This window comes from Hyphomonas sp. (assembly GCF_016125515.1).
Classification (GTDB): Bacteria; Pseudomonadota; Alphaproteobacteria; order Caulobacterales; family Hyphomonadaceae; genus Hyphomonas.
Genome location: NZ_WGLO01000012.1, coordinates 42,050 through 66,066, shown reverse-complemented (window position 1 = coordinate 66,066; position 24,017 = coordinate 42,050). Strand labels below are relative to the sequence as shown.

Here is a 24,017-nt window from a genome sequence, read left to right as displayed (position 1 = left end):
GGAACAATGAAGGGGCGAGAAGGCAGTGGCACTGATCGCATTTGGATTGATCGCGGCCGTCGTGATCCTGTCGGCAATGTTCGTCATTGTCGCGCGCAACCCCGTGCACTCGGTGCTCTGGCTGATCCTCGCATTCTTTTCGTCGGCGGGGCTGCTGGTGCTGATCGGCGCGGAGTTCCTCGCGATGCTGCTGGTCGTCGTCTATGTCGGCGCGGTCGCGGTGCTGTTCCTGTTCGTCGTGATGATGCTCGACGTCGACTTCGTGGAACTGAAGCAGGGGACACTGCGCTATTGGCCATTTGCGTTGCTGGTGGGGATTATCTTCCTCGGCGAACTGGCGCTGGTCTGGGCGGCGAGCGGACAGCTGACGTTCGACAGCTACGATCCGTCGCCCGGCGCGGCGACCAATGCCGAGGCCATTGGCGGCGTGATGTACACGCAATACCTGCTGCTCTTTCAGCTCGCCGGGGTGATCCTTCTTGTCGCGATGATCGGCGCCATTGTGCTGACGCTGCGCCATCGCCCGCACGTCAAACGTCAGGATGTCGGCCACCAGACGGCCCGCCGCCGCGGCGATGCGTACGAATTGAAGGACCCGACTCCGGGTCAGGGGATCTGATCCGATGGAACTCGGCATTCTTCATTTTCTGATCGTCTCGGCAGCGCTCTTCACGATTGGCGTCGTGGGCATCTTCGTGAACCGAAAGAACGTCATCGTCATTCTGATGGCGCTTGAGCTGATCCTGCTTTCGGTAAACCTCAACCTTGTCGCCTTTTCGGTCTTCACCGGGACGATCCAGGGCCAGGTCTTTGCGATGCTCGTGCTGACCGTTGCGGCGGCCGAAGCGGCAGTCGGACTGGCTATCCTTGTCGTCTACTTCCGGAACCGCCGCGACATCTCGGTTGAGAATGTCGACCTGATGAAAGGCTGACCCCAGTATGCTTCCGGATAGCCTCCTCATTTACATCGTTCTTGCGCCTGGCTTCGCGGCGTTGACGGGCCTTGTGCACAAGTGGATCGGCGACCGCCTCGTGATGCTGATCACCACGGGTGTGGTGCTGTCGGCTGGCGCGCTGTCGCTCTATCAGCTGTTCGCCTATGTCGCCGGCCTCGGCCATGCTCCGGCAGCGGAACATCATGCCGGCCTTGATGCCTATCTCACGGCAGGCACCGAAGCTGCGGCGGTGCATCTCCAGCAGCACATCATAACGTTGATGCCGTGGATCCATGTCGGCGATTTCCACGCCAACTGGGCGATCCGCGTCGATACGCTGTCGATCGTGATGATGGCGGTGATCACGGGCGTGTCCGGCCTCGTGCACCTCTATTCCTGGGGGTACATGAGTGAAGACCCGCACAAGGCGCGCTTCTTTGCCTACCTGTCGCTCTTCACTTTCATGATGCTGATGCTGGTCGTGGCCGACAACTTCATCCAGCTGTTCTTCGGCTGGGAAGGGGTAGGGCTCGCATCCTACCTGCTGATCGGGTTCTGGTACACGAAGAAGGCGCCGAACGACGCTTCGATCAAGGCTTTCGTGACCAACCGCGTGGGCGATTTTGGTCTGGCGCTCGGCATCATGGCCGTGTTCTTCATGTTCCGCAGCGTGGAATTCGGACCGGTTCTCGAGGCCATCCGCACCAATGCGGTGATCACGCCGTTTGCGTTCGCCGAGCCGCTGCCAGCGCGGGAGTCGGTGATCGTGTTCTTCGGCCAGCGCGTCTACGCGCTCGAGCTGATCGGGATCCTGTTGTTCATCGGTGCGATGGGCAAGTCAGCGCAGTTCTTCCTGCACGTCTGGCTTCCGGACGCAATGGAAGGCCCGACGCCCGTTTCGGCACTGATCCACGCGGCGACGATGGTGACCGCCGGCGTCTATCTCGTCTGCCTCCTGTCGCCGATCTATGAGTACACGTTCTACGCTTCGGGCATGGTTGCGCTCGTCGGCGCCGTCACGGCGCTGTATGCGGCGACGGTCGGCATGGCGCAGAACGACATCAAACGCGTGATCGCCTATTCGACCTGTTCGCAGCTCGGCTACATGTTCTTCGCAGCCGGAGTCGGCGCGTATGAGGCGGCGATGTTCCACCTGTTCACGCACGCCTTCTTCAAGGCGCTGCTGTTCCTTGGCGCTGGCTCGGTCATTCACGGCATGCACCACGAGCAGGACATGCGGAAAATGGGCGGCCTGGCGAAATTCATGCCGCTGACCTACGCGGCCATGATGATCGGCACGATTGCCATCATTGGCCTCGGGGTGCCGCACACGAAAATCGGCTTTTCTGGCTTCTTCTCGAAGGATGCGATCCTCGAAAGCACCTTCGCCGGCGCGATGGCTCAGGTATCGTTTGCGCAGATGGCCTTCTGGTTCGGCTTGGTCGCGGCGTTCCTGACGAGCTTCTATTCCTGGCGTCTCATCTACATGACGTTCCATGGCCCGGGGCCGCACCTCGCGCATGCGGATCACCATGATGATCACGCACATGGTCACGATGCACATGATGCAAACGACGATCATGCGCATGGACATGATCATACGCCGCACGAAAGCCCGGCTGTGATGCTGATCCCGTTGGCGCTGCTGAGCCTCGGCGCGATGTTTGCCGGTCTGTATTTCTACAACGCCTTCGTGGATGGGCAGAACGATGCCTTCTGGGCAGGCGCGATCTATCGCTCGGCCGAGAACCATGTCCTGCATGGACGCCACGACGTTCCTGAATGGGTGATCTATGCCCCTCTGATCGTCACTATTGGCGGTTTCCTGATCGCGACGTTCACCTATCTGTTCAACCGCGGCATCGGCAAACGCGTTGCCGACAGTGGCGGCCCGTTGCACGCGCTGTTCTCGAACAAGTGGTACTTCGACGAGATCTACAACGCGACGCTGGTGCGCGGCGCGGCCTTCCTCGGCAACATCTTCTGGCGCGCTGACAAGAAGGTCATCGACGGCATCGGTCCGGACGGCGTGGCGAAAGTCACAAGCGTCAGCGCCCGGATCCTGTCGCGCATGCACTCAGGCTATCTCTATCACTATGCATTCGTGATCATCGGCGCAGCGATCACGTTCGGTGCCATTCTGTGGCTGCGCGCCGGAGGCGCAAACTGATGGGCGGCTTTCCGATCCTGACTGTCATGACTTTCCTGCCGTTGGTGGGGGCGCTGCTCGTCATGCTCGTGCGCTCGGCCACTACGGGCGGGCGGCAGGGTAACGGCGCTGCCGAGTCCGGCAAGACCGTGCTGCTGGCAGGTGTCATCATTTCTGCGGCCACCTTCGTGGCTTCGGTCGCGGCATTCGTGTCTTTCGACCGCGGGCAGGCGGGCTACCAGCTCGTTGAGCAATATGCCTGGTACGGACCGATCAGCTTCAAGCTGGGCGTCGATGGTCTTTCGCTTTCGCTGGTGCTGCTGACGACCTTCCTTACGCCGATCTGCTTGCTGGCCAGCTGGAACTCGATCGAGAAACGCGTCACCGAATACGTGATTGCCTTCCTCGTGCTCGAAACCTTCATGATCGGCGTCTTCGTTTCGCTCGATCTGGTGCTGTTCTACATCTTCTTCGAGGCGGGCCTGATCCCGATGTTCCTGATCGTGGGCATTTGGGGCGGCAAGGACCGCGTCTATGCGGCGTTCAAGTTCTTTCTCTACACGCTGATCGGTTCGCTGCTGATGCTGATCGCCATGGTCTACATGATCATCGCGGCGGGCTCGGCCGACTTTGAGGTGCTGGAGAAATTCGCCTTTGCACCCGAGGTCCAGACCTGGCTCTGGCTGGCCTTCGCCGCGTCCTTCGCGGTGAAACTGCCGATGTGGCCCGTGCACACCTGGTTGCCGGATGCGCACGTCCAGGCGCCCACTGCCGGCTCGGTGATCCTGGCCGGTGTGCTGTTGAAGATGGGCGGCTACGGCTTCCTGCGTTTCTCGTTGCCGATGTTCCCGGATGCCAGCCACCTGTTCCAGCCTGCAATGTTCGCGCTGGCGGTGATTGCGATCGTCTATACGTCGCTGGTCGCCTGGCGTCAGACCGACATGAAGAAGCTGATTGCCTATTCGTCGGTTGCACACATGGGTTTTGTGACCCTCGGCATCTTCTCGTTCAACGAGACCGGCGTGCAGGGCGCGGTGTTCCAGATGCTCAGCCACGGGATCATTTCGGGCGCGCTGTTCCTCATCGTGGGCGTTGTCTACGACCGAATGCACACCCGCGAGATCGCTGCCTATGGCGGTTTGGTGAACCGGATGCCGATCTATGCGTCCTTCTTCATGCTGTTCACGATGGCCAACGTCGGCCTGCCGGGTACCAGTGGCTTTGTGGGGGAGATCCTCACGATGGTTGGCGGTTTCGCCGCCGCGTCCTGGGCAGCTGCCGGTGCGGCGCTCGGCGTGATCTTCTCGGCGGTCTACATGCTGACGCTCTATCGGCGCACGGTGTTCGGCGAGATCACCAATCCTGCGCTGCAAGGCATCAAGGACATGAACCTGATCGAGTGGGTGTGCCTCGCACCGCTCGCTGTGCTGACGCTTCTTTTCGGTGTCGCGCCGAACCTGATCTTCAATCTTACCGACAGCTCCAGTTTGCGGATCCTGTCGATGATGGCCGGGGGCCAGTAGAACATGCTGGATTTCACCTCAATCCTGATGACGGTTGCGCCAGAGCTCTGGCTGGCGCTGGCAGGCCTGACCGGTGTGCTGATCGGCGCGGTGTTTGGCGAGCGGTTCAACTCCCTGTCCTTCAAGTTCGGTGCGCTGTCGCTCTTTGGTGCGGCGGCTCTGGCCGCCATCCACCTGAATGGCGGCGAGGCCTTTGGCGGCCTCGTGCGGACGAATGCGTTTGTGAATTTCGCGAAGGTGTTCAGCTTCGTGCTGGCCGGTATCGCGCTGTTCGTTTCGGAGGGCTTCCTGAAACGTCATGAAACGAGCCGCTACGAATATGCTCTGCTGACGATTTTCGCGAGCCTCGGCATGGGCATCATCCTGTCGGCGGCCGACCTGATGACGCTGTACATGGGTATCGAGACGCTCAGCCTTTCGTCCTACGTGCTCGCGGCGTTCCATCGCGACTCGGCGCGTTCGTCTGAAGCAGGCCTGAAGTATTTCGTGCTGGGCGCGCTGGCTTCGGGAATGCTGCTCTACGGCGCATCGCTGGTTTACGGCTTTACCGGCACGACGTCTTTTGCCGGTATCGCCGCGTCCGGCATGTCGACCGGCACGATGTTCGGCATGGTGCTGATGATCGTCGGTCTCGCCTTCAAGATTTCCGCCGCGCCGATGCACGTCTGGACGCCGGACGTCTACGAAGGCGCGCCCACGTCGGTCGTCGCTTTCTTCGCTTCGGCGCCCAAGCTGGCCTCGACGGTCGTCTTTGCCAATGTCCTGTTCACGGTGTTCGGCGCGGCCATGGATCAATGGCAGCTCATCGTCGCGATCATCGCCGGCATGTCGATGATCATCGGCTCGTTGGGCGCGCTGACCCAGACCAATATCAAACGCCTCCTCGGCTATTCATCGATCGCCAACGTCGGTTACGCGCTCGTCGCTGTGGCGGCAGGGCAGGAGATGGGCGCCCCGGCCTTGCTGACTTTCTCGACCATCTATGCGGTCACCTCGCTCGGCCTTTTCGCGGGCGTGCTCGCGATGCGCCGCCGCGGCGGCATGGTCGAAGGGATTTCCGAGCTGGGCGGGCTTGCCCGCACCAAGCCGGTTCTTGCGGTCACCCTGTCCGTCCTGATTTTCTCCATCGCCGGTCTTCCGCCCTTCGGCGGGTTCTTCGGCAAGTTCGAAGTCCTGCGCGCAGGTCTCGATGCCGGGCTGATGCCGCTGGCCATTCTGGTGGTAATCGCGTCCGTCATCTCGCTGGGGTACTACTTGCGCCTCATCAAGATCATGTGGTTCGACGAGCCCACGGAGCGCTTCGAAAATGTGGACGTTTCGGTGATGATGACGGTGGTGCTCAGCGCCATCGTTGCGGGCATCGTGTTCTTGGTCTTCATCAGTGAACTCGGTACCGGCGGTTGGGCGTCATTTGCAGCGGCGGGTCTACCGCGTTGAGCCTCAGCTGGCCGGTCTATCAGTTAGGCATCATCGACAGCACGAACACCGAAGCGAAACGGCGCGTTCAGGCGGGCTTCCACGACCAGTGGGTGATTGCGTCGCAGCAGTCTGCAGGGCGTGGACGGCAGGACCGGCAATGGCTGTCTCCAGCCGGGAACATCTACGCGACTGCACTGTTCCGCGAACCGGGCGGCTTGCCTGTGGCTTTGAGACTGCCTTTCGCCTGCGCGCTTGCGGTGCGGGACGTGGTGCGTGAGCACGCACCGGCAGCCGATGCGCGGCTGAAATGGCCCAATGATGTCCGCATCGACCGGAAGAAGGTGTCCGGCATCCTGATCGAAACAGGTGGGTCCGGGGCGGACTTCTGGGTCGCCGCCGGGATGGGCGTCAATGTCCTCGTGCTGCCGGACAATGTCACCCAGCCCGCGACGAGCCTGGTTGAACTCGGCATGCCGCCGTCCATGAAGCTCGACGCGGCGTTGCTGTCACTCCGGACCGCGTTCTCGAAACGGCTCGAGCAGGCCAGGGGCGGCTTTGAAGGAATCCGGCAGGACTGGCTCGCCAGCGCCGAAGGGCTTGGCGAGACCTATCACATTCGCGCGGGCGACGTTGCATTTGACGGCGTTTTCGAGGACCTCGGGCCAGATGGCGCCATGGTCGTTCGATTGCCGGACGGATCACGGCGCTCCATAAGTGCCGGTGAAGTAGAAATCCGCAGGAGCTGAGGCAAAAATGCTGCTCGCAATCGACGTTGGTAACACGAACACGGTGTTCGGCCTGCATGACGGGGATGACTGGATCCACAGCTGGCGCAGCGCGACGGATTCAACCAAGACGGCGGATGACCACGCCTCCTGGTTGTGGCGACTGGCCGACATGCACGGCGTGGACATGGCCAGGACCAAAGGCTGCGTGATCTCGACAGTTGTTCCACAGGCCCAGTTCAACTTCCGCAACCTCGCGCGGCGCTATCTGAACGTCGAGCCGATGTTCATCGGCGATCCCGGCCTGAAGACGGGCGTCGCCCTGCGGGTGCGCCATCCAGAGCAGGTGGGCGCGGATCGGATCGCCTCGGCGCTGGGCGCGCATGTGAAATACCCGGGACCGCTGATCGTTATCGACAGCGGCACGGCGACCACGCTCGATGTTGTGGGGGCCGATGGCGGTTTCGAGGGCGGCATCATCTCGCCCGGTATCTACCTGTCGATGCGCGCCCTGCACGAGGCGGCGGCCCAATTGCCCCGGATCGCGATCCAGAAACCGGCCAACGTCATCGGCAAGGATACGGTCTCGGCGATGCAGTCCGGTGTTTTTCTTGGATATATTGAGCTGATTGATGGGCTCGTGCGGCGGATCAAAGCCGAGTATGGTGACCCCATGACCGTCGTCGCCACAGGGGGGGTAGCCTCCCTTTTCGAAGGCGCGAGCGAAACCATCGACCATTACGACCAGGATGTCCTGATCCGTGGTTTGCTGGAAGTCTGGAAGCTGAACCGTTGAGACCTGATGCCCGATAGCGCTGCGACGACCGACGAACTTGTGTTCCTGCCTTTGGGCGGGTGCGGCGAGATCGGCATGAATCTCAACGCATACGGCTATGGTCCCGCCCATGACCGGCGCTGGATTATTGTTGATGTCGGGGTGACCTTCGGGGGCTCGGATACGCCGGGAATCGATCTGATCTGTGCCGATCCGGCCTACCTTGTCGGCGAGAACATCGACGCGGTGTTCCTGACCCACGCGCATGAGGACCATATTGGCGCTATCGGCCTGCTGTATCCTATGCTCAGAACCAAGGCGCCTATCTACGCGACGCCGTTCACCGCCGAACTGGTTCGCGGGAAGATGCTTGAGCGCGGCGTGGATACCCGCCTGCTGAAAACGATCTCCCTCGAGTCGACCGTCAAGGCAGGTCCGTTTTCGGTGACCTACGTGACCCTGACCCACTCGATCCCCGAGCCCAATGCGCTCGCTATCGACACGCCGGCCGGCCTCATCCTGCACACGGGTGACTGGAAGATCGATCCGGAACCCCTCGTTGGGCACAAGACGGACATTGCAGGGTTGACGGCGCTGGGTGATCGCGGAGTGCTCGCGATGGTGTGCGACTCCACCAACGTGTTCGAGAATGGCGAAGCCGGCTCGGAAGACACTGTCCGCAAAGGGCTGATCGATCTGATTGCTCAGCAGACCGGCGCCGTGGCCGTTACGACGTTCGCCTCCAACGTGGCACGCGTTAGGTCGATCATCGAAGCGGCGAATCTGGCCGGACGCGATGTCTGTCTCGTCGGCCGGAGCATGCACAAGATCACCGATGCTGCGAAGGCGGTGGGCATCCTTCCGGCAAATCTCGAATTCGTGGACGAAGCCGAGGCGGGCTTCCTGCCACCTGAGAACATCCTTTATCTTTGCACCGGAAGTCAGGGCGAGCCCAATGCGGCGCTGACACGCATCGCGCGCGGCGATCACCGAAACGTGTCACTCACCGAGAACGACACGGTGATATTCTCGTCGCGTCTGATCCCCGGCAACGAAACATCCGTTTACGCGTTGCAGAATTCCCTGGCCGAGCAAGGCATCCGGATCATCACGCCGCGGATGATCCCGGAACCGATCCACGTGTCGGGCCATCCGTGCCGGGACGAATTGCGCCGCATGTACCAATGGGTGCGCCCGCGTGTGTCCATCCCGGTGCATGGTGAGCGTCGCCACATCATGGAACACGCGGCATACGCGAAATCGCTGCAAGTCCAATCCGCGCTGATGCCGCGCAATGGCAGCCTGATCCGGCTGGCACCCGGTGAGCCGGAAATCATTGATGAAGTGCCGTCTGGGCGGCTCTTGCTGGATGGCTCCCGACTTGTTCCGGAAGCGGCCGAAGGCTTGATCCAACGCCGGAGGCTGTCGGTCAGCGGATTGATCATGGCGACACTTTGCCTGGATGAAACAGGTGCGGTCGTCGATGGACCGGTGATTGCGGTAAAGGGCTTGTCAGAGTCCGATGGCCGGATTGCCGATGAAAGTCTCGAGCCCCTGGACGAAGCCGCGGCACGCGCGCTTGAAGGGATCAAGCGCCGGGACCGGGATGACGACGAGGTGATTGAAAAGGTTGTCGGCCGCGCTCTGCGGAAGGCCTGTGAAGCAGAATTCGGGATCCGTCCCCTGATTGAAGTGATCGTGTTGAGGAGCTGAAGCATCATGAGTGAATTCAAGATTGGCCCTTTGAACCATGTCGGCGTGGCCGTGCCGAACCTCGAGCAGGCCTGCCAGACCTATCGTGACCTTTATGGCGCCACGGATATCACGACGCCCTTCGACATGCCGGAGCAGGGGGTGAAGGTCTGTTTCGTCAACCTGCCCAACAGCCAGATTGAGCTGATAGAGCCTTTGAACGAAGCGTCGCCCATCGCGAACTTCATCAAGAAGAACCCGTCCGGCGGCCAGCACCATGTCTGTTTCGAAGTGGCAGATATCCACGAGGCCGTCACCGAGATGGAAAAACGCGGCGCGACCGTACTGGGCAAGCCCCGGATTGGCGCCCATGGCACTCTCATCATCTTCGTTCATCCCAAGAACTCCAACGGCGTCCTCGTTGAGCTGATGGAAACCCCCAAAGGTCACCACTGATGTCCATCACAGGCGCAGTCATCGTATTTGTCCTCGGCTGGTGGATCAGTTTCCTCGCCGTCTTGCCAATCGGTGTGAAGGGGCAATGGGAGAACGACTCGACCATTCCCGGTACCGAAGAGGCCGCACCGGTTAACCCGATGCTGCTCAAGAAAGTGCTCTGGGCATCGATCGGCGCGGCCGTCATCACGGGGCTGGCTGCGCTGATCATCCCCCGCCTGCTTGCGCAATAGGGGGCTGACCGGCTAGGTGAGGCCCGTCAGGAAAGCCCGAAAGAGAGCCCTAAATGCGTCTGTCGAACTACTTTTTGCCGGTCTCCAAGGAAGCGCCGGCGGACGCTTCAATCGTTTCGCACCAGCTTATGCTGCGCACCGGCATGATCCGACAGAACGGCGCCGGGATCTATTCCTGGTTGCCGCTCGGCTTCAAGGTTCTGAAGCGTATCGAGCAGATCGTGCGCGAGGAGATGAACCGCGCCGGCGCTGTTGAAATGCTGATGCCGACGCTGCAACAGGCGGACCTCTGGCGCGAGTCTGGCCGGTATGAGGCCTATGGCAAGGAAATGCTGCGGATCAGGGACCGGCACGACCGCGAGATGCTCTACGGGCCGACCAATGAAGAGCTCATCACGGACGTGTTCCGTACCTATGTGAAAAGCTACAAGCAGCTGCCGGTGAACCTGTATCACCAGCAGTGGAAGTTCCGGGATGAAGTGCGTCCCCGTTTCGGTGTGATGCGCGGCCGGGAATTCTTGATGAAAGACGCTTACTCGTTCGATCTGACTGAAGAGGGCGCGCGCCAGTCTTACCGCAAGATGTTCTGCGCCTACCTGAACGCCTTTGACCGGATGGGACTGACCGCAATTCCCATGCGGGCCGATACCGGCCCGATCGGAGGCGACCTCAGCCATGAGTTCATCATTCTTGCGGATACGGGCGAAAGCGCGGTGTTTTGCGACCGCGCATTGTTGGACATGCCGGCGCCGGGGCTCGACCTCGATTTCAACGGCGATCTTGTGCCAGTCGTTGAGGCACGCACACGCCACTATGCGGCGACTGAGGAGATGCACGACGAAGCCGCGTTCAACGCATTGCCGGAAGACCGGCGCGTTTCTGCGCGCGGTATCGAAGTGGGCCACATCTTTTATTTCGGGACCAAGTATTCGGCGCCGATGAATGCCGTGGTGCAGGGCCCCGACAGCCAGATGGTTCCGGTGCAGATGGGCAGCTATGGCATCGGCGTGTCGCGTCTGGTCGGCGGGATCATCGAAGCCAGCCACGACGAGAACGGCATCATCTGGCCCGACGCTGTCGCGCCCTTTAAGGTCGGTCTCATCAACATGCGCGTGGGCGATGCCGCCTGTGACGCGGCTTGCGCTGAGCTCTACGCCCAGCTTGAAAAGGCCGGTATCGAAGCCTTGTACGACGACACCGAGGACCGCGCCGGCGCGAAGTTTGCGCGTATGGATCTGATTGGATTGCCCTGGCAGATCGTGATTGGTCCCAAAGGGCTTGAAAAAGGCGTAGTGGAGCTGAAACGCCGCAAGACGGGTGAAAAGACAGAGATGTCGGCCGGGGACGCCGTGCGGAGGATTGCTTCGTGAGCAATGGCGAAGCGAAAGCGGCGGCTCCCTTCGGGCGTCTCGAGCGCACGCTCGCCTGGCGATATTTGTTGGCGCGCCGCGAACATGGCGGCGCCAGCCTGATCGCGATCATATCTTTCGTCGGTATCTTCTTTGCCGTGGCCGCGCTGATCATCACCATGTCGATCATGAGCGGTTTCCGGGCGACCCTCCTGGATGCGTTGCTGGGCGGGGAGCCGCATATCGCGGTCGCCGTCGATGGTTTGCCCGAGGCAGAAGCGACGCGAATTGCGGCCGACATAAAGACCGTTCCAGACGTCGTCAGTGTTTCGCCTTATATCGAGCAGTTCGTGTTGCTGTCGGCCAATGGTGTGCGCACGGGCGGTGTCGTTCGCGCCATTCCGCCGGCTGACCTCGCCACGATGCCGATCTTGAAGGATGGCGGTTCGACGGCCATCGGAAACGGTTTCGGGGCCGGCCGAAATGGCGGCAATGTGATCATGATTGGCCAGTACCTCGCTGCGAACCTCGGATTAGGTATCGGCGACCAGGTCGAGATCGTGACGACGCAGATGCGATCCGGCCCCGTCGGTCAGACACCGATCAGCAAATCCTATGTGGTTGGCGACATCTTCCGTACCGGGAGTGCCCAGCTCGATAACGTCTACGTATTCATGCCCATGCAGCAGGCGCAGATTCTCTTCCAGTCCAAGGGGCGTTTCCAGTATCTCGACGTCCGCGTGAAGAATCCCGACAACACGGAAATCGTGATGCAGAAGATCCCGGACGCTGCCGGCTACGGCCTGCTGCTTCGTGACTGGAAGACCAAGAACCGGACCTATCTCGGCGCTCTGCGGACAGAGCGGGTCATGGTGCGGCTGCTCGTGACCATCATCATGATGATCGCCACCCTCAATATCATCGTCGGAGTGGTGATGCTGGTGAAGAACAAGACGCGCGACATAGCTATCTTGCGCACCATCGGGCTTAGCCGGTCGGGCGTGCTCCGGGTATTCCTGATGGTGGGCACAGCCCTCGGATCACTCGGTGCGTTGCTGGGTATGATGGTTGGCGTCCTGTTCATCGTGAACATCGGTCCCATCGAAGCCCTGATCAATCTGGCAATCGACGGCGAAGTCTTCCCGGCCGAGCAATACGGTCTTGATCACCTTCCGGCCATTCTGGACTGGGGCGAGGTGTTCAGCACCGGTTCCTACGCGCTGCTGATGTCCATGTTCGTTTCGATGATTCCGGCGATCTGGGCCTCGTCCCAGGACCCTGTCAAAGCGCTGAGGTTCGAATGACCGCCGCTCCTGTTCTGGAACTGAAAGCGATTGAGCGCACCTACAACACCAGCGCGGGCGCGTTGCATGTGTTGCGGGGCACGGATCTGTGCATCGCGCCCGGCGAACTCGTCGGACTGGTCGGCCCGTCCGGCTCGGGTAAATCCACGCTCCTGCATACGGCAGGCCTGCTGGAGCGTCCGGAGGACGGTGATGTCCTGCTGGACGGCATCGATTGCCTGAAACTGAACGAGAACGGGCGCACTGCGATCCGGCGCAAGAAGATCGGGTTCGTCTACCAGTTCCACCACCTGCTGCCGGAGTTCAATGCGGTAGACAACGTGGCCATGCCGCTGATGATCGCCGGCAAAGGCCGGAAAGCAGCGCGTGAGCGGGCCGCGGCGCTGCTGGACGAGATGGGGCTGTCCGAGCGTCTGTTCCACCAGCCGGCCCAGCTGTCCGGCGGTGAGCAGCAACGGGTAGCAATTGCCCGTGCGCTGGCCAATGATCCACGGCTAGTGATCGCCGATGAACCGACCGGGAACCTCGACCCCGCCACCACCGAGCGCGTGTTTGCAACCCTGATCAAGATGGTGCGGGAAGAGGGGGCTGGTGTCCTTGTCGCGACCCACAATCTGGCGCTGATCCGCCATATGGACCGCGTCTTGACCCTTCAGGACGGCAAATTGGTCGACTACACAGAGTAACACCCTGTGGAACACGTCCATTCCCCATTGGCGCCAGGGGTGATTCGGTGAGAGTCTGACGGCTTGCGAGGTAAGCACCATGGGCCAACCGGTTTTCATCCCTCTTGCGATCCGCTCGAGCTATTCACTGCTCGAGAGCATGATTACGCCCGGCGACATCGCCAAATGGTGCAAGCGGCACGAGGTGCCGGCGGCCGCCGTGACGGACCGGAACAACCTGTTCGGCGCGCTCGAGCTGTCCCTAAAGCTTGCTGAGTCGGGCGTTCAGCCGATCATGGCTTGCTGCTTTGACATAACGGACGGGGTGCCGAGGTCGGAGCCGACCCGGGTTTCGCTCTACGCGCAGAACGAGGCTGGCTACCAGCGGCTGATGTTCCTGTCGTCGCGGTCGTTCCTCGATGCGCCGGATGGCATCCCGAAGCTGCACCGCAGGCTTCTGCTGGAAGATACGGATGGTCTGATCCTGCTGACCGGCGGGGCCGAAGGCGAAGTTGCCCGGCACATCCAGAAGGGGCGCACCGGCGATGCCCGGACGGAGCTGTCGACCCTCGCAGCGGCCTATCCGAGGCGGTGTTACGTCGAGATCACGCGCCATGGCACGAGCGCCGAGTTGAAATGCGAGGCTGGCCTTCTTGATCTGGCGTATGAGCTGGGGCTGCCGATCGTGGGAACGCACGATGCGAGATTCATGAACCCCGGCGACGTGATCGCCCATGATGCCCTGATGTGTATCGCGAACGGCGAATATCTCGGCCAGGATGACCGCAAGCGCGTCGAGCCGTCTCAATATCTCAAATCGCCGGCCGAAATGGTCGAGCTTTTTGCAGATTTGCCCGAGGCAATTGAATCCACCAGTGAAATCGCTCGGCGCTGCGCCATCCGGGCTGAAACCCGCAGCCCGATCCTGCCCAACTTCGTGCGCGATGGTGGCTCTGAAGCGGAAGAGCTCAAGCGGCAGGCTCGCGAAGGCCTTGAGTTCCGGCTGAAGGAAGCCGACCGTCTCTATGCGGAGCGTGAAGTCTATGCCGAGCGTCTTGAGTTCGAGCTCGGTGTTATCGAGCGGATGGGGTTTCCAGGCTACTTCCTGATCGTTTCGGACTTCATCAAATGGGCAAAGCAGCACGACATCCCCGTGGGTCCAGGACGCGGTTCGGGCGCTGGCTCGCTTGTCGCCTGGTCGCTGCTGATCACGGACCTGGACCCGATCCGTTTTGATCTGCTGTTCGAACGCTTCCTGAATCCGGAACGTGTGTCGATGCCGGACTTCGATGTCGACTTCTGCCAGGAACGCCGTGGCGAAGTGATCAAATATGTCCGGGACAAATACGGCGCCGACAGCGTCGCGATGATCATCACGTTCGGTACATTGCAGGCCAAGGCCGTGGTGCGCGATGTCGGCCGTGTTATGCAGATGCCTTACGGGCAGGTTGATCGGCTCGCCAAGCTTATTCCCTTCAACCCTGCAAAACCGCCGACTCTGGACGAAGCCATCGCCGGCGAGCCGAAATTCGACGACGAGATTGCAGCGGATCCACGGGTCGGCGAACTGATCGAGATCGCCCGGGCATTGGAAGGTCTCTACAGGAACGCCGGCACACATGCCGCGGGCGTGGTGATCGCCGACCGTCCGCTTGTGAACCTCGTTCCGCTCTATAACGATCCGCGTGCGGAGTTGCCCGCCTCGCAGTTCAACATGAAATACGCCGAGATGGCGGGTCTGGTGAAGTTCGATTTTCTCGGCCTCAAGACCCTCACGGTTATCGATCGCGCGCTTAGGTTCATAGCCGCGGGCGGCAAGGAAGTGGGCCCAGGCTGGCGCAGCCTGGATGATTCCGCCTCCTACGACCTCATGGCAAGCGGTGAGACGCTGGGTGTCTTCCAGCTCGAAGGCGCGGGGATGCGCGACACGCTGAAGCGTGTGCGCCCGAACAACATCGAAGACGTGATCGCGATCATCTCCCTCTATCGCCCCGGACCTATGGAGAACATTCCGGTCTACGTTCAGGGCAAGGAAGATCCCTCGTCGGTGACCTACCAGCACCCCGACCTGCGGCCGGTTCTGGAAGCCACCTACGGCGTCCCGGTTTACCAGGAGCAGGTGATGCGGATGGCACAGGAGATCGCCGGGTATTCGCTCGGCGAAGCAGACCTTTTGCGCCGCGCCATGGGCAAGAAAAAGCTCGAAGAGATGGTCGCCCAGCGCAAACGCTTCGTTGAGGGGGCCGCCAAGACCAAGGGCATGGCGGAGGGCCTTGCGGACGAAATCTTCGATACGATGGAGAAATTCGCGGGTTACGGTTTCAACAAGTCGCACGCGGCCGCCTATGCGCTGATCGGATACCAGACAGCATTCCTTAAGTGCCACTTCCCGGTCGAGTTCCTCGCAGCTTCGATGAGCCTCGATATTGGCAACACCGACAAGCTGGCCGCCTTTTTTCAGGAGGCGAAGCGGTTGCGGATCAAAGTTCTTCCCGCCGACATCAATTCTTCTGCCGCCGATTTCGATGTGCGCGACGGCGCCATCGTCTATGCGCTCGGAGCGCTCAAGGGCGTTGGCGTCGAGGCGATGCGCCACGTTGTCGCCGTGCGCGGGGAGGGCGGACTATTCACCGACCTCTACGATTTTGCAGAGCGGATCGATCCGCGGCAGGTCAACAAGAAGGCGTTTGAATCGCTGGCCAGAGCCGGCGCGCTGGATACGCTTGAGCCCAATCGGTTCAAGGTACTCGAATCTGCGGGAGTGCTTTCGCAGCATGCCACCAGCTCCGCCGGAGACCGGCAAGGCGGGCAGGGCGGCCTGTTTGCCGACGCCGAGCCGGCTTTGCGCCCACCTTTGCCATCGCCGCGGCCCTGGACTGCGCAACAGAAGCTGGATGAAGAGTTTCGTTCCATCGGGTTCTACTTCTCCGGCCACCCCCTCGATGACGTGCTGACCTCGCTCGACAGGGACCGGATCACGCTGGTGATGGAGATTGCCGAGCGGGCCGGCGACGGACGGCCGCTGGAAATGATCGGGATCGTCCGGGCGCGCAATGACAAGACGAGCCGGAACGGAAACAAGTTTGCCTTCCTGACCATGTCGGATCCTACCGGTGAGTGCGAGATCACGGTCTATTCGGAGGGGCTTTTGCAGTTCGGTGAGCTGCTGAAGCCCGGCAAGGCCGTCGCGGTGACGGTGTCTGTGAAGCAGAATGGCGAAGAAACGCGGCTCCTTCTCGAACGGGCCGTAGAGCTGGAATCTGCCCGGATCTCCAAACCGTCCGGTTCCCTCATCGTGCGCCTTTCGGCGGGGGCCAATCCCACCGAGATCGCGCGGGTTGTGAACCGCCTGGAAGGCCTTCCCGATCCGGACCGGGGGGCCATCCTGCTGGAAATGCCCCTAGAGGACGGCCGATTGGTTACCGTCCGGCTGCCGCAGACCTATACGATCAGCTTGCGGGCCCAGCGCGCCCTGAAGGAAATTCCGGGGGTTGAGCGGGTTGTACCGCGCCGGGCCGCCTGAACGGGCGCAGCGGCCGCTCTTTGAGCTTGCCCCGAGCGGCAAAAGCTGTATAGGAGCCCACTTCTAAACCATGTCGCGGGTGCATCCGGTGCGACGGGCGAGTCCCGTAGTTCCACCCTGCGACGGCCAACCGGATGGAGAAAATCGATGGCCCTACCTGACTTTTCGATGCGTCAGCTGCTTGAAGCTGGTGTTCACTTTGGTCACCAGACCCACCGCTGGAACCCGCGCATGAAGCCGTACATCTACGGCGAGCGCTCCGGCATCCACATCATGGACCTGTCCCACACGGTGCCTTCGCTGCACCAGGCGCTCGTCTTTGTGCGCGACACCGTGGCCAAAGGCGGCCGCATCCTCTTCGTCGGCACCAAGCGTCAGGCTCAGGACCCGGTCGCTGAAGCGGCTCAGCGCTGCGCCCAGTACTACATGAACCATCGCTGGCTCGGCGGCACGCTGACGAACTGGTCCACCGTGTCCAACTCGATCAAGCAACTGCGCGAACTGACGGCGATGTTCGAAGCCGGCGGCGGCTCGGGCCTCACCAAGAAAGAGCTTCTGGACCTCCAGCGCCGCCGTGAGAAGCTTCAGCGCGCCCTTGGCGGTATTGCCAATATGGGCGGCCTGCCGGCTGCGATCATCGTGATCGACACGAACAAGGAAGCCATTGCTGTTCAGGAAGCCCGCAAACTGGGTATCCCGGTCGTGGCCGTTCTTGATACGAACTGCGATCCGGCGGACGCTGATTACGGCTTCCCGGGCAACGACGACGCTGCCCGCGCCATCTCGCTCTACTGCAACCTGTTCGCCGATGCCGTGCTCGACGGTCTCGCCGAATCGACCGCCGGTCTGGGCGTTGACCTCGGCGCGATGTCGGATGTGTCGGCACTGGCCGATGCGGATGTCCAGGTTGCTGGTGAAGCGGCGGCAGGCGAAGCCTGATACGTCGCCTCTGGCGCAACAATTCAACTGAAGGATCAAAGCCATGGCTGAGATTACAGCGGCACTTGTGAAACAACTGCGCGAGAAGACCGGCGCAGGCATGATGGATGCGAAAAAAGCGCTCGTCGAAAACGACGGCGACGAAGCCGCCGCCATTGAATGGCTGCGCGCGAAAGGCCTGTCGAAGGCTGCGAAAAAGTCGGGCCGTGCGGCTGCAGAGGGCCTCGTGGCCGTCAAACTGTCGGATGACGGCAAGTCGGGCACGATCGTCGAACTCAACGCCGAGACTGACTTCGTGTCGCGCAACGAGAACTTCCAGAAAGCGCTCGACGGCATCAGCTCGGTCGCGCTGACCACCGATGGTTCGGTCGCTGCGGTGGCGGGTGCGCCCGCGCCGGACGGCGAAGGCTCGGTCGACGACATGATCAAGCGCATGATCGCCACGATTGGCGAAAACATGACTCTGCGCCGCTCGGCCAAGATTTTGACCTCGGGCCGCGTGTCGTCCTACATCCACAACGCGGCTGCGCCCGGTATGGGCAAGGTCGGCGTGCTGGTGGCGCTGGAAGGTTCGGGCGATCTGGAAGATGCGGGCCGCAAGGTTGCGATGCACATCGCCGCCACGTCGCCGGCTGCCGCAACGACTGCAGAACTTGATCCGGCGCTGATCGAATCGGAAAAGCGCGTGCTGACCGAGCAGGCCCGCGAAAGCGGCAAGCCGGACGCCGTGATCGAGAAGATGATCGTTGGCCGTATGCAGAAGTTCTACAAGGAAGTTGTGCTTAACGAGCAGCCCTTCATCATGGACCCTGACAAGACGGTTGGCGAATTCCTGAAGGCGCAAGGTGCGGAGCTGAAGTCGTTTGTCCACTTCAAGCTCGGTGAAGGCGTTGAAAAGGAAGAAACCGACTTCGCTGCAGAAGTCGCTTCGATGACAAAAGGCACCTGATCAGGCTTGCGTTTCAGCCCGTGACGGGCTTTGACAGTCCCGGCTGGCGGTTTCGCCCAGCCGGGACTTTTTTTGGTTCTTGGTAGAGAGAGATCGGTGGAAACGATGCCGGCAGATGCGCCTGAAAAGAGCCAGTTGAAGTACAAGCGTGTGCTTCTGAAACTGTCCGGTGAGGCCTTGATGGGCCCCGGCCAGTTCGGAATTGATATTCCCACCTGCATCACCTTCGCTCAGGCGATTGCCGCCGCGCGTGCCGCCGGCGCCGAGATTTGCCTTGTCATCGGCGGCGGAAACATCTTCCGCGGCGTGGCCGGAGCCGCAAAGGGTATGGAACGCGCGCAGGCCGACTCCATGGGTATGTTGGCGACGGTCATGAACGCGCTCGCGATGCAGAGCGTCCTTGAGAGCATCGGTGTGCCGACGCGGGTCCAATCCGCCTTGAGCATGGATGCCGTTTGTGAGCCGTACATTCGCCGCCGGGCCCAGCGCCATATGGAGAAGGGGCGGGTCGTGATCTTTGCGGCCGGAATCGGCAACCCGTTCTTCACGACCGATACCGGCGCGGCCCTGCGCGCCATCGAGATGAACTGTGATGCGCTGCTGAAGGGAACCCAGGTGGACGGGGTTTACACAGCGGATCCGAAGCTGGATTCCAATGCGACCCGCTACAATCAGGTCGCCTACGATGAGCTGCTGATCAAGAACCTGCGCGTCATGGACCCGTCTGCGGTCAGCCTGATGCGGGACAACAACATTCCGATCGTCGTATTCTCCCTGAAGGAAGAAGGTTCGCTGCTTAACGTGTTGCACGGGCGCGGCACTTCAACGACGATCTCCAAAACCGGAGGGGCGAGCGAATGAGCTACAGCAAACAGGATCTAGAGCGGAGAATGGAAGGCGCGCTCGCGTCGCTTGCCACCGAATTCTCCGGGCTACGTACGGGCCGGGCCTCGGTGAACTTGCTGGATTCGATTAACGTGCCGGCCTATGGCAGCGTCGCGCCGCTGAGCCAGGTCGCATCCGTGACCGTGACCGACACGCGCATGCTGTCCGTCAATGTCTGGGATAAGTCGGTGGTCGGTGCGGTCGACCGTGCCATCCGAGAATCCGGCTTGGGGCTCAACCCGATCATGGACGGCCAGACTCTGCGTATTCCGATCCCGGCGCTGAACGAGGAGCGCCGCGTGGAACTGACGAAAATCGCCGGGAAATATGCAGAAGCGGCCCGGATTGCGGTGCGCAATGTGCGCCGCGACGGCATGGATACGCTGAAGAAAATGGAAAAGGCCGGCGAAATCAGTGAAGACGCAGCGCGCGGACTGGCTGAAGAAGTCCAGAAGCTGACGGATGCGTTCGTCCACCGCGTTGATGAGGCCGTGAAAGCCAAAGAAGCGGAGATCATGCAGGTGTAATGGCCCGTCCAGGCATTTCCCCTGATCCTTCACATTCCGGCGGCGAGCCTCCGGCCCCTCGGCATATCGCCATCATCATGGATGGAAATGGCCGCTGGGCGAGCGCGAAAGGCCTGCCGCGAACGGCCGGCCATGAACGCGGCGTTGAGGCCTTGCGTCGTACAGTCGAGGCGGCCCGCGACCTCGGCATTTCCTATCTGACCGTTTTCTCGTTTTCGACCGAAAACTGGCGCCGCCCGGCGGCTGAGGTCAACACGCTGTTTGCGCTTCTGAAAGCTTACGTGCAGCGGGATCTGCAGCGCCTGAAACAGGATGGTGTCCGGGTCCGCGTCATCGGTCAGCGCGAAGGCCTGCCGTCTGACATCGAAGCGCTCGTGGAACGCGCTGAAGCCGAGACAGTGCACAACACGCGGTTTCATCTGACCATCGCCTTCAATTACGGGTCACGGAACGAGATCGTTCGTGCCGCCACTGCGTACGCCCAGGCACTCGCAGACGGAACGTGCAAAGGGCCGGCAACCGAAGCCGGCTTCGAAGCCTTCCTTGATACCCGGGAACTGCCCGATCCAGACCTGGTCATCCGGACGAGTGGAGAGTACCGGATCAGCAATTTCCTGCTCTGGCAGGCGGCTTATGCTGAACTCCTTTTCCTTGATGTGCTCTGGCCCGATTTCGGGCGCGCCGATCTCGAGAACGCCATCCAGCGTTTTCACGAGCGGGAGCGCCGCTTTGGTGCGGTGACACCTGGAGCGACCTGATGGGCGATTGGACACCGCCGGACAAGCGGTTCTCCGAATTACCACGCCGTCTGCTCACCGCCCTCGTGCTGATACCGTTCGCCTTGTTTGCGGTATGGATGGGGGGCTGGTGGCTTGCCGCTGGCTGTAGCGCGTTTTGCGCCGTGATGATGCTGGAATGGTGCCGGATGAGCGCCACTCCGAACGAAACCCTGCTGGCAGTCCTGTCAGCACTCTTCGGGCTCAGCCTCGCGATCGGTGACGACCGGATTTGCGTTGGAGTGTTTGCCGCCACCATCGTTATGGCGGTTCTGTGCGCGCCCAAAGACACCGAAGCGAGGATCTCGGCCGGCTTTGGTGTGATCTATGTCTTTGGGATGGTGTTCGGGCTGTTCATGCTGCGGGAAGGCCCATGGAACGGTCAACTTACGGCGATGTACTTCATGTCGTTCGTCTGGGCGTCAGATGCTGCAGCCTACTTTTTCGGACGCATGCTCAAAGGCCCGCGTCTCCTGCCCAAGGAAAGCCCCAACAAGACCTGGAGCGGCGCCATTGCGGGCGTGGTCGCCACGTCGCTGTGCGGCTATATCGCAGCGGGATGGGAAGAGGCCGCCGTGGCGCCCTGGATGATCGCCGGTATGCTGATATCGATCGGGGCCCAGATCGGGGACCTTTTTGAAAGCGGGCTGAAGCGGCGGTTCAAAGTCAAGGATTCCGGCACGATCCTTCCGGGGCATGGCGGCCTCCTGGACCGCGTCGATGGTCTGGGGGCTGTGAGTATCCTGTCCACCTTGATATTTCTGAGTGTTCCGAGCCTGCCGGGCCTGCTAGGTCTCTGATCCATGACAGCGCCGCGCCGCATTTCCATATTCGGGTCGACCGGATCGGTCGGGCAGTCGACGCTCGAAGTGATCCGGCACGCGAACCGTTCTGAGCCCCGTTTCGAACTGGTTGCTTTGGCGGCTGGCCGCAATGTGGCTGCGCTGGCGGCTCAGGCGCTGGAAATGCGCCCCGAAATCGCGGTTATTGCCGACGAGTCCTGCTTGCCAGAGCTGCGCGCCCGTTTGAACGGCACCGGCATAGCCTGCGCAGCGGGTGAGGCGGCCATGGTCGAAGCGGCGGCGCGCCGGTGCGACCGTTTCCTGGCGGCAATTGTCGGCGCTGCGGGCCTCAAGTCGACCATGGCGGCGGTGGAAGCCGGCAATCCGCTGGCATTGGCCAACAAGGAAAGCCTCGTTTGCGCAGGATCGATCCTGCTCGACGCCGCCGATCGCGCCGGTGTTTCGATCATGCCGGTGGATTCAGAGCATAGCGCGATCTTCCAATGCCTGGGGGATGGCCGGTCGCTCGAAAAGCTGACCCTGACGGCTTCAGGTGGGCCGTTCCGACTGGCGACTCTTGAAGAGATGGCGGCGGCCACGCCCGCGCAAGCGGCCGCGCATCCGAAATGGAGCATGGGTCTGAAGATATCGATCGATAGCGCCAGCCTGATGAACAAGGCGCTGGAGCTGATTGAAGCGGCCATTCTTTTCCGCGTGCAGGCCGAGCGGATCGACGTGCTGGTGCATCCCCAGTCGATCATTCATGGAATGGCGCACTTCACCGACGGCACAGTGATGGCGCAGCTGGGGATGCCCGACATGCGCACCCCGATCTCGCTGGCACTCGGCTGGCCGGACCGGGTCGAAACACTCGTGGAGCGGCTCGATCTCGCTATGGTGGGGCAGCTTGACTTTGCTCCGGTGGATACCCGCCGCTTCCGTTCGATCGAACTCGCCCGACGAGCGTGTGGCATGGGTTCGTCAGGCCCTGTGATATTAAATTCTGCTAATGAATCAGCGGTTTCTGCGTTCGTGAGGGATGAATGCGGTTTCTTGGACATCGGATGGGCTGTTGAAGACGCACTCGACCGCTTTTCATCCTCGGAATTCGCCTCTACCAAGTGCACAACGTTGGATGAAGTGGCCTTTCTGGACCAGATGGGGCGCCGATTCGCTGAAGAAGCACTGAAACGCGCCCCAAGCCGGGCAGGAGGGATGCCAGCTTGGAAGGGGTGATCAGCCAGGGTCCTTTGTTTCTCGCGTGCCTGATCTTCTTGATGGGCATCGTGATCGTGATTCATGAGTTGGGGCACTATCTTGCCGGGCGCTGCTTTGGCGTGGCCGTTGAATCGTTCGCGGTGGGATTTGGGCGCCCCGTGGCCGAGATCCGGGACAAGCGCGGGACACGCTGGCGCCTGAACTGGATTCCGCTGGGCGGCTTCGTGAACTTTGGAGATCGCCAGTCGATGGACGCTCTCGAAGAAGGCGAAGCGCCGCCAGCTGGGGTGCCGTTCGATGAGATCGGACCGCTCAAGAAGATCATCGTCAGCCTTGCGGGCCCTTTTGCCAATTTCGTGCTCGCAGCCATGATCTTTTCGGCCACAATTGGTGTGCACGGCGTCACGGTGCAGGTCGTGAAGGTGGCAGGTACGATCGCCGGAAGCCCTGCTGAACAGGTTGGAATCCTGGCCGACGATCAGATCGTCAGCGTAAACGGCAAGCCTGTCACCAATGCATCCGATGTCACGGTCGCGGTCCTGCTCAGCCCTAAAACGCCTGTTGAACTCACGCTCGACCGGAACGGGGCAGAAACTTTGGTGACCGTTACGCCGCAGGAGGTCGTTCGCGAGAACGAATTTGGTCAAATGGTCGCCCAGAGCACGATCGGGGTGCAGATGTATCTCGCAGACACATTCGAGACCGTTCATTACGGACCGGTCGAATCGGTTGTGGCGGGCGTGCGCGAAACCGGTGTGACCATTGACCGGACGGTCACAATGCTTGGCCGGATCGTGACCGGCAAAATGTCATTCAACACCCTTTCAGGCCCGGTTGGCGTTGCGGACGTATCGCGCCGGGTCGTGAACCGGGTGATGGATCAACCGGAAGTGCCGCTGACGGCACGGTTCGAGCGCCTGTTTTGGGTGCTGCTGAGCCTGTGCGCCGCAATCTCGGTCGGCGTCGGCTTCTTCAACCTTCTGCCACTGCCAGTGCTGGATGGCGGGCGGGTTGTCTTTCATGCATACGAGGCAGTGTTAGGCTCGAAAATGCCAGGCCAGAAAGAGGCGGTGGCGCTGAGTATGGGAGTGTTGCTCTTGATGGTCATCGTGATCACGTGGGGAGATATTCTCGAGACCGGCGTTTTCACACGGGGAAGCAGCTGACGCGGTTCAGCTCCAGGAACGAAAGAG

22 protein-coding genes are annotated in these 24,017 nt (G+C 61.3%); all 22 read left to right on the top strand.

Annotated elements, in window-relative coordinates; translation table 11 throughout:
- Window positions 1-25: 25 nt before the first annotated feature.
- The 22 genes from GC148_RS11380 to GC148_RS11275 all read left to right on the top strand — a co-directional run bounded on the left by GC148_RS11380 (window position 26) and on the right by GC148_RS11275 (window position 23,990).
- Entirely contained in the window at window positions 26-619 is a 594-nt protein-coding gene (locus GC148_RS11380) for an NADH-quinone oxidoreductase subunit J (RefSeq protein WP_291070875.1), read from the top strand.
- A gap of 4 nt (window positions 620-623) precedes the next feature.
- Window positions 624-932, top strand: a complete 309-nt coding sequence (gene nuoK / locus GC148_RS11375) for an NADH-quinone oxidoreductase subunit NuoK (protein WP_291070874.1) — start codon at window positions 624-626, stop codon at window positions 930-932.
- 7 nt (window positions 933-939) lie between these two features.
- Window positions 940-3,105 carry an NADH-quinone oxidoreductase subunit L gene (gene nuoL, locus GC148_RS11370; RefSeq protein ID WP_291070873.1) on the top strand — a complete coding sequence of 722 codons (2,166 nt, stop codon included), beginning with the start codon at window positions 940-942 and terminating at the stop codon, window positions 3,103-3,105.
- Window positions 3,105-4,607 carry an NADH-quinone oxidoreductase subunit M gene (locus GC148_RS11365; protein WP_291070872.1) on the top strand — a complete coding sequence of 501 codons (1,503 nt, stop codon included), beginning with the start codon at window positions 3,105-3,107 and terminating at the stop codon, window positions 4,605-4,607. The genes nuoL and GC148_RS11365 overlap by 1 nt, the downstream gene beginning before the upstream one ends.
- 3 nt (window positions 4,608-4,610) lie before the next feature.
- Window positions 4,611-6,044 (top strand): NADH-quinone oxidoreductase subunit NuoN, encoded by a 1,434-nt coding sequence (nuoN, locus tag GC148_RS11360; protein WP_291070871.1) that lies wholly within the window; start codon window positions 4,611-4,613, stop codon window positions 6,042-6,044.
- Complete coding sequence (locus tag GC148_RS11355; RefSeq protein WP_291070870.1) at window positions 6,041-6,772, top strand: biotin--[acetyl-CoA-carboxylase] ligase; 732 nt, start codon at window positions 6,041-6,043, stop codon at window positions 6,770-6,772. Before nuoN ends, GC148_RS11355 begins: the two co-directional genes overlap by 4 nt.
- A 7-nt stretch (window positions 6,773-6,779) precedes the next feature.
- Window positions 6,780-7,547, top strand: coding sequence for a type III pantothenate kinase (locus tag GC148_RS11350; RefSeq protein WP_291070869.1), 768 nt, complete (start codon window positions 6,780-6,782; stop codon window positions 7,545-7,547).
- 6 nt (window positions 7,548-7,553) lie between these two features.
- The gene (locus GC148_RS11345) at window positions 7,554-9,239 is read left to right on the top strand and encodes a ribonuclease J (RefSeq protein WP_291070868.1); all 1,686 of its coding nucleotides are present in this window, start codon (window positions 7,554-7,556) and stop codon (window positions 9,237-9,239) included.
- 6 nt (window positions 9,240-9,245) lie between these two features.
- On the top strand, window positions 9,246-9,674 hold the full coding sequence (mce, locus tag GC148_RS11340; protein ID WP_291070867.1) for a methylmalonyl-CoA epimerase: 429 nt from the start codon (window positions 9,246-9,248) through the stop codon (window positions 9,672-9,674).
- The gene (locus GC148_RS11335) at window positions 9,674-9,907 is read left to right on the top strand and encodes a DUF1467 family protein (RefSeq protein WP_291070866.1); all 234 of its coding nucleotides are present in this window, start codon (window positions 9,674-9,676) and stop codon (window positions 9,905-9,907) included. The genes mce and GC148_RS11335 overlap by 1 nt, the downstream gene beginning before the upstream one ends.
- Before the next feature lie 53 nt (window positions 9,908-9,960).
- Window positions 9,961-11,277 carry a proline--tRNA ligase gene (gene proS, locus GC148_RS11330; protein ID WP_291070865.1) on the top strand — a complete coding sequence of 439 codons (1,317 nt, stop codon included), beginning with the start codon at window positions 9,961-9,963 and terminating at the stop codon, window positions 11,275-11,277.
- Window positions 11,274-12,560, top strand: coding sequence for an ABC transporter permease (locus tag GC148_RS11325; RefSeq protein ID WP_291070864.1), 1,287 nt, complete (start codon window positions 11,274-11,276; stop codon window positions 12,558-12,560). The genes proS and GC148_RS11325 overlap by 4 nt, the downstream gene beginning before the upstream one ends.
- Window positions 12,557-13,246, top strand: coding sequence for an ABC transporter ATP-binding protein (locus GC148_RS11320; protein ID WP_291070863.1), 690 nt, complete (start codon window positions 12,557-12,559; stop codon window positions 13,244-13,246). The genes GC148_RS11325 and GC148_RS11320 overlap by 4 nt, the downstream gene beginning before the upstream one ends.
- Window positions 13,247-13,325: 79 nt before the next feature.
- Entirely contained in the window at window positions 13,326-16,748 is a 3,423-nt protein-coding gene (dnaE, locus tag GC148_RS11315; RefSeq protein ID WP_291070862.1) for a DNA polymerase III subunit alpha, read from the top strand.
- A 147-nt stretch (window positions 16,749-16,895) separates the two neighbouring features.
- A complete protein-coding gene (gene rpsB, locus GC148_RS11310; RefSeq protein ID WP_291070861.1) occupies window positions 16,896-17,687 on the top strand; it encodes a 30S ribosomal protein S2 in 792 nt (263 codons plus the stop codon).
- Window positions 17,688-17,730: 43 nt separating this feature from the next.
- The gene (tsf, locus tag GC148_RS11305; RefSeq protein ID WP_291070860.1) at window positions 17,731-18,636 is read left to right on the top strand and encodes a translation elongation factor Ts; all 906 of its coding nucleotides are present in this window, start codon (window positions 17,731-17,733) and stop codon (window positions 18,634-18,636) included.
- 105 nt (window positions 18,637-18,741) lie between these two features.
- A complete protein-coding gene (gene pyrH, locus GC148_RS11300) occupies window positions 18,742-19,497 on the top strand; it encodes a UMP kinase (protein WP_291070897.1) in 756 nt (251 codons plus the stop codon).
- Window positions 19,494-20,048: a ribosome recycling factor gene (gene frr / locus GC148_RS11295; RefSeq protein WP_291070859.1), complete on the top strand. Its 555-nt coding sequence runs from the start codon at window positions 19,494-19,496 to the stop codon at window positions 20,046-20,048. The genes pyrH and frr overlap by 4 nt, the downstream gene beginning before the upstream one ends.
- Entirely contained in the window at window positions 20,048-20,806 is a 759-nt protein-coding gene (locus tag GC148_RS11290) for an isoprenyl transferase (protein ID WP_291070858.1), read from the top strand. Before frr ends, GC148_RS11290 begins: the two co-directional genes overlap by 1 nt.
- Window positions 20,806-21,624 carry a CDP-archaeol synthase gene (locus tag GC148_RS11285; RefSeq protein ID WP_291070857.1) on the top strand — a complete coding sequence of 273 codons (819 nt, stop codon included), beginning with the start codon at window positions 20,806-20,808 and terminating at the stop codon, window positions 21,622-21,624. The genes GC148_RS11290 and GC148_RS11285 overlap by 1 nt, the downstream gene beginning before the upstream one ends.
- Window positions 21,625-21,627: 3 nt before the next feature.
- A complete protein-coding gene (gene dxr, locus GC148_RS11280; RefSeq protein WP_291070856.1) occupies window positions 21,628-22,842 on the top strand; it encodes a 1-deoxy-D-xylulose-5-phosphate reductoisomerase in 1,215 nt (404 codons plus the stop codon).
- Window positions 22,839-23,990 (top strand): M50 family metallopeptidase, encoded by a 1,152-nt coding sequence (locus tag GC148_RS11275; protein WP_291070896.1) that lies wholly within the window; start codon window positions 22,839-22,841, stop codon window positions 23,988-23,990. The genes dxr and GC148_RS11275 overlap by 4 nt, the downstream gene beginning before the upstream one ends.
- Window positions 23,991-24,017: the final 27 nt, after the last annotated feature.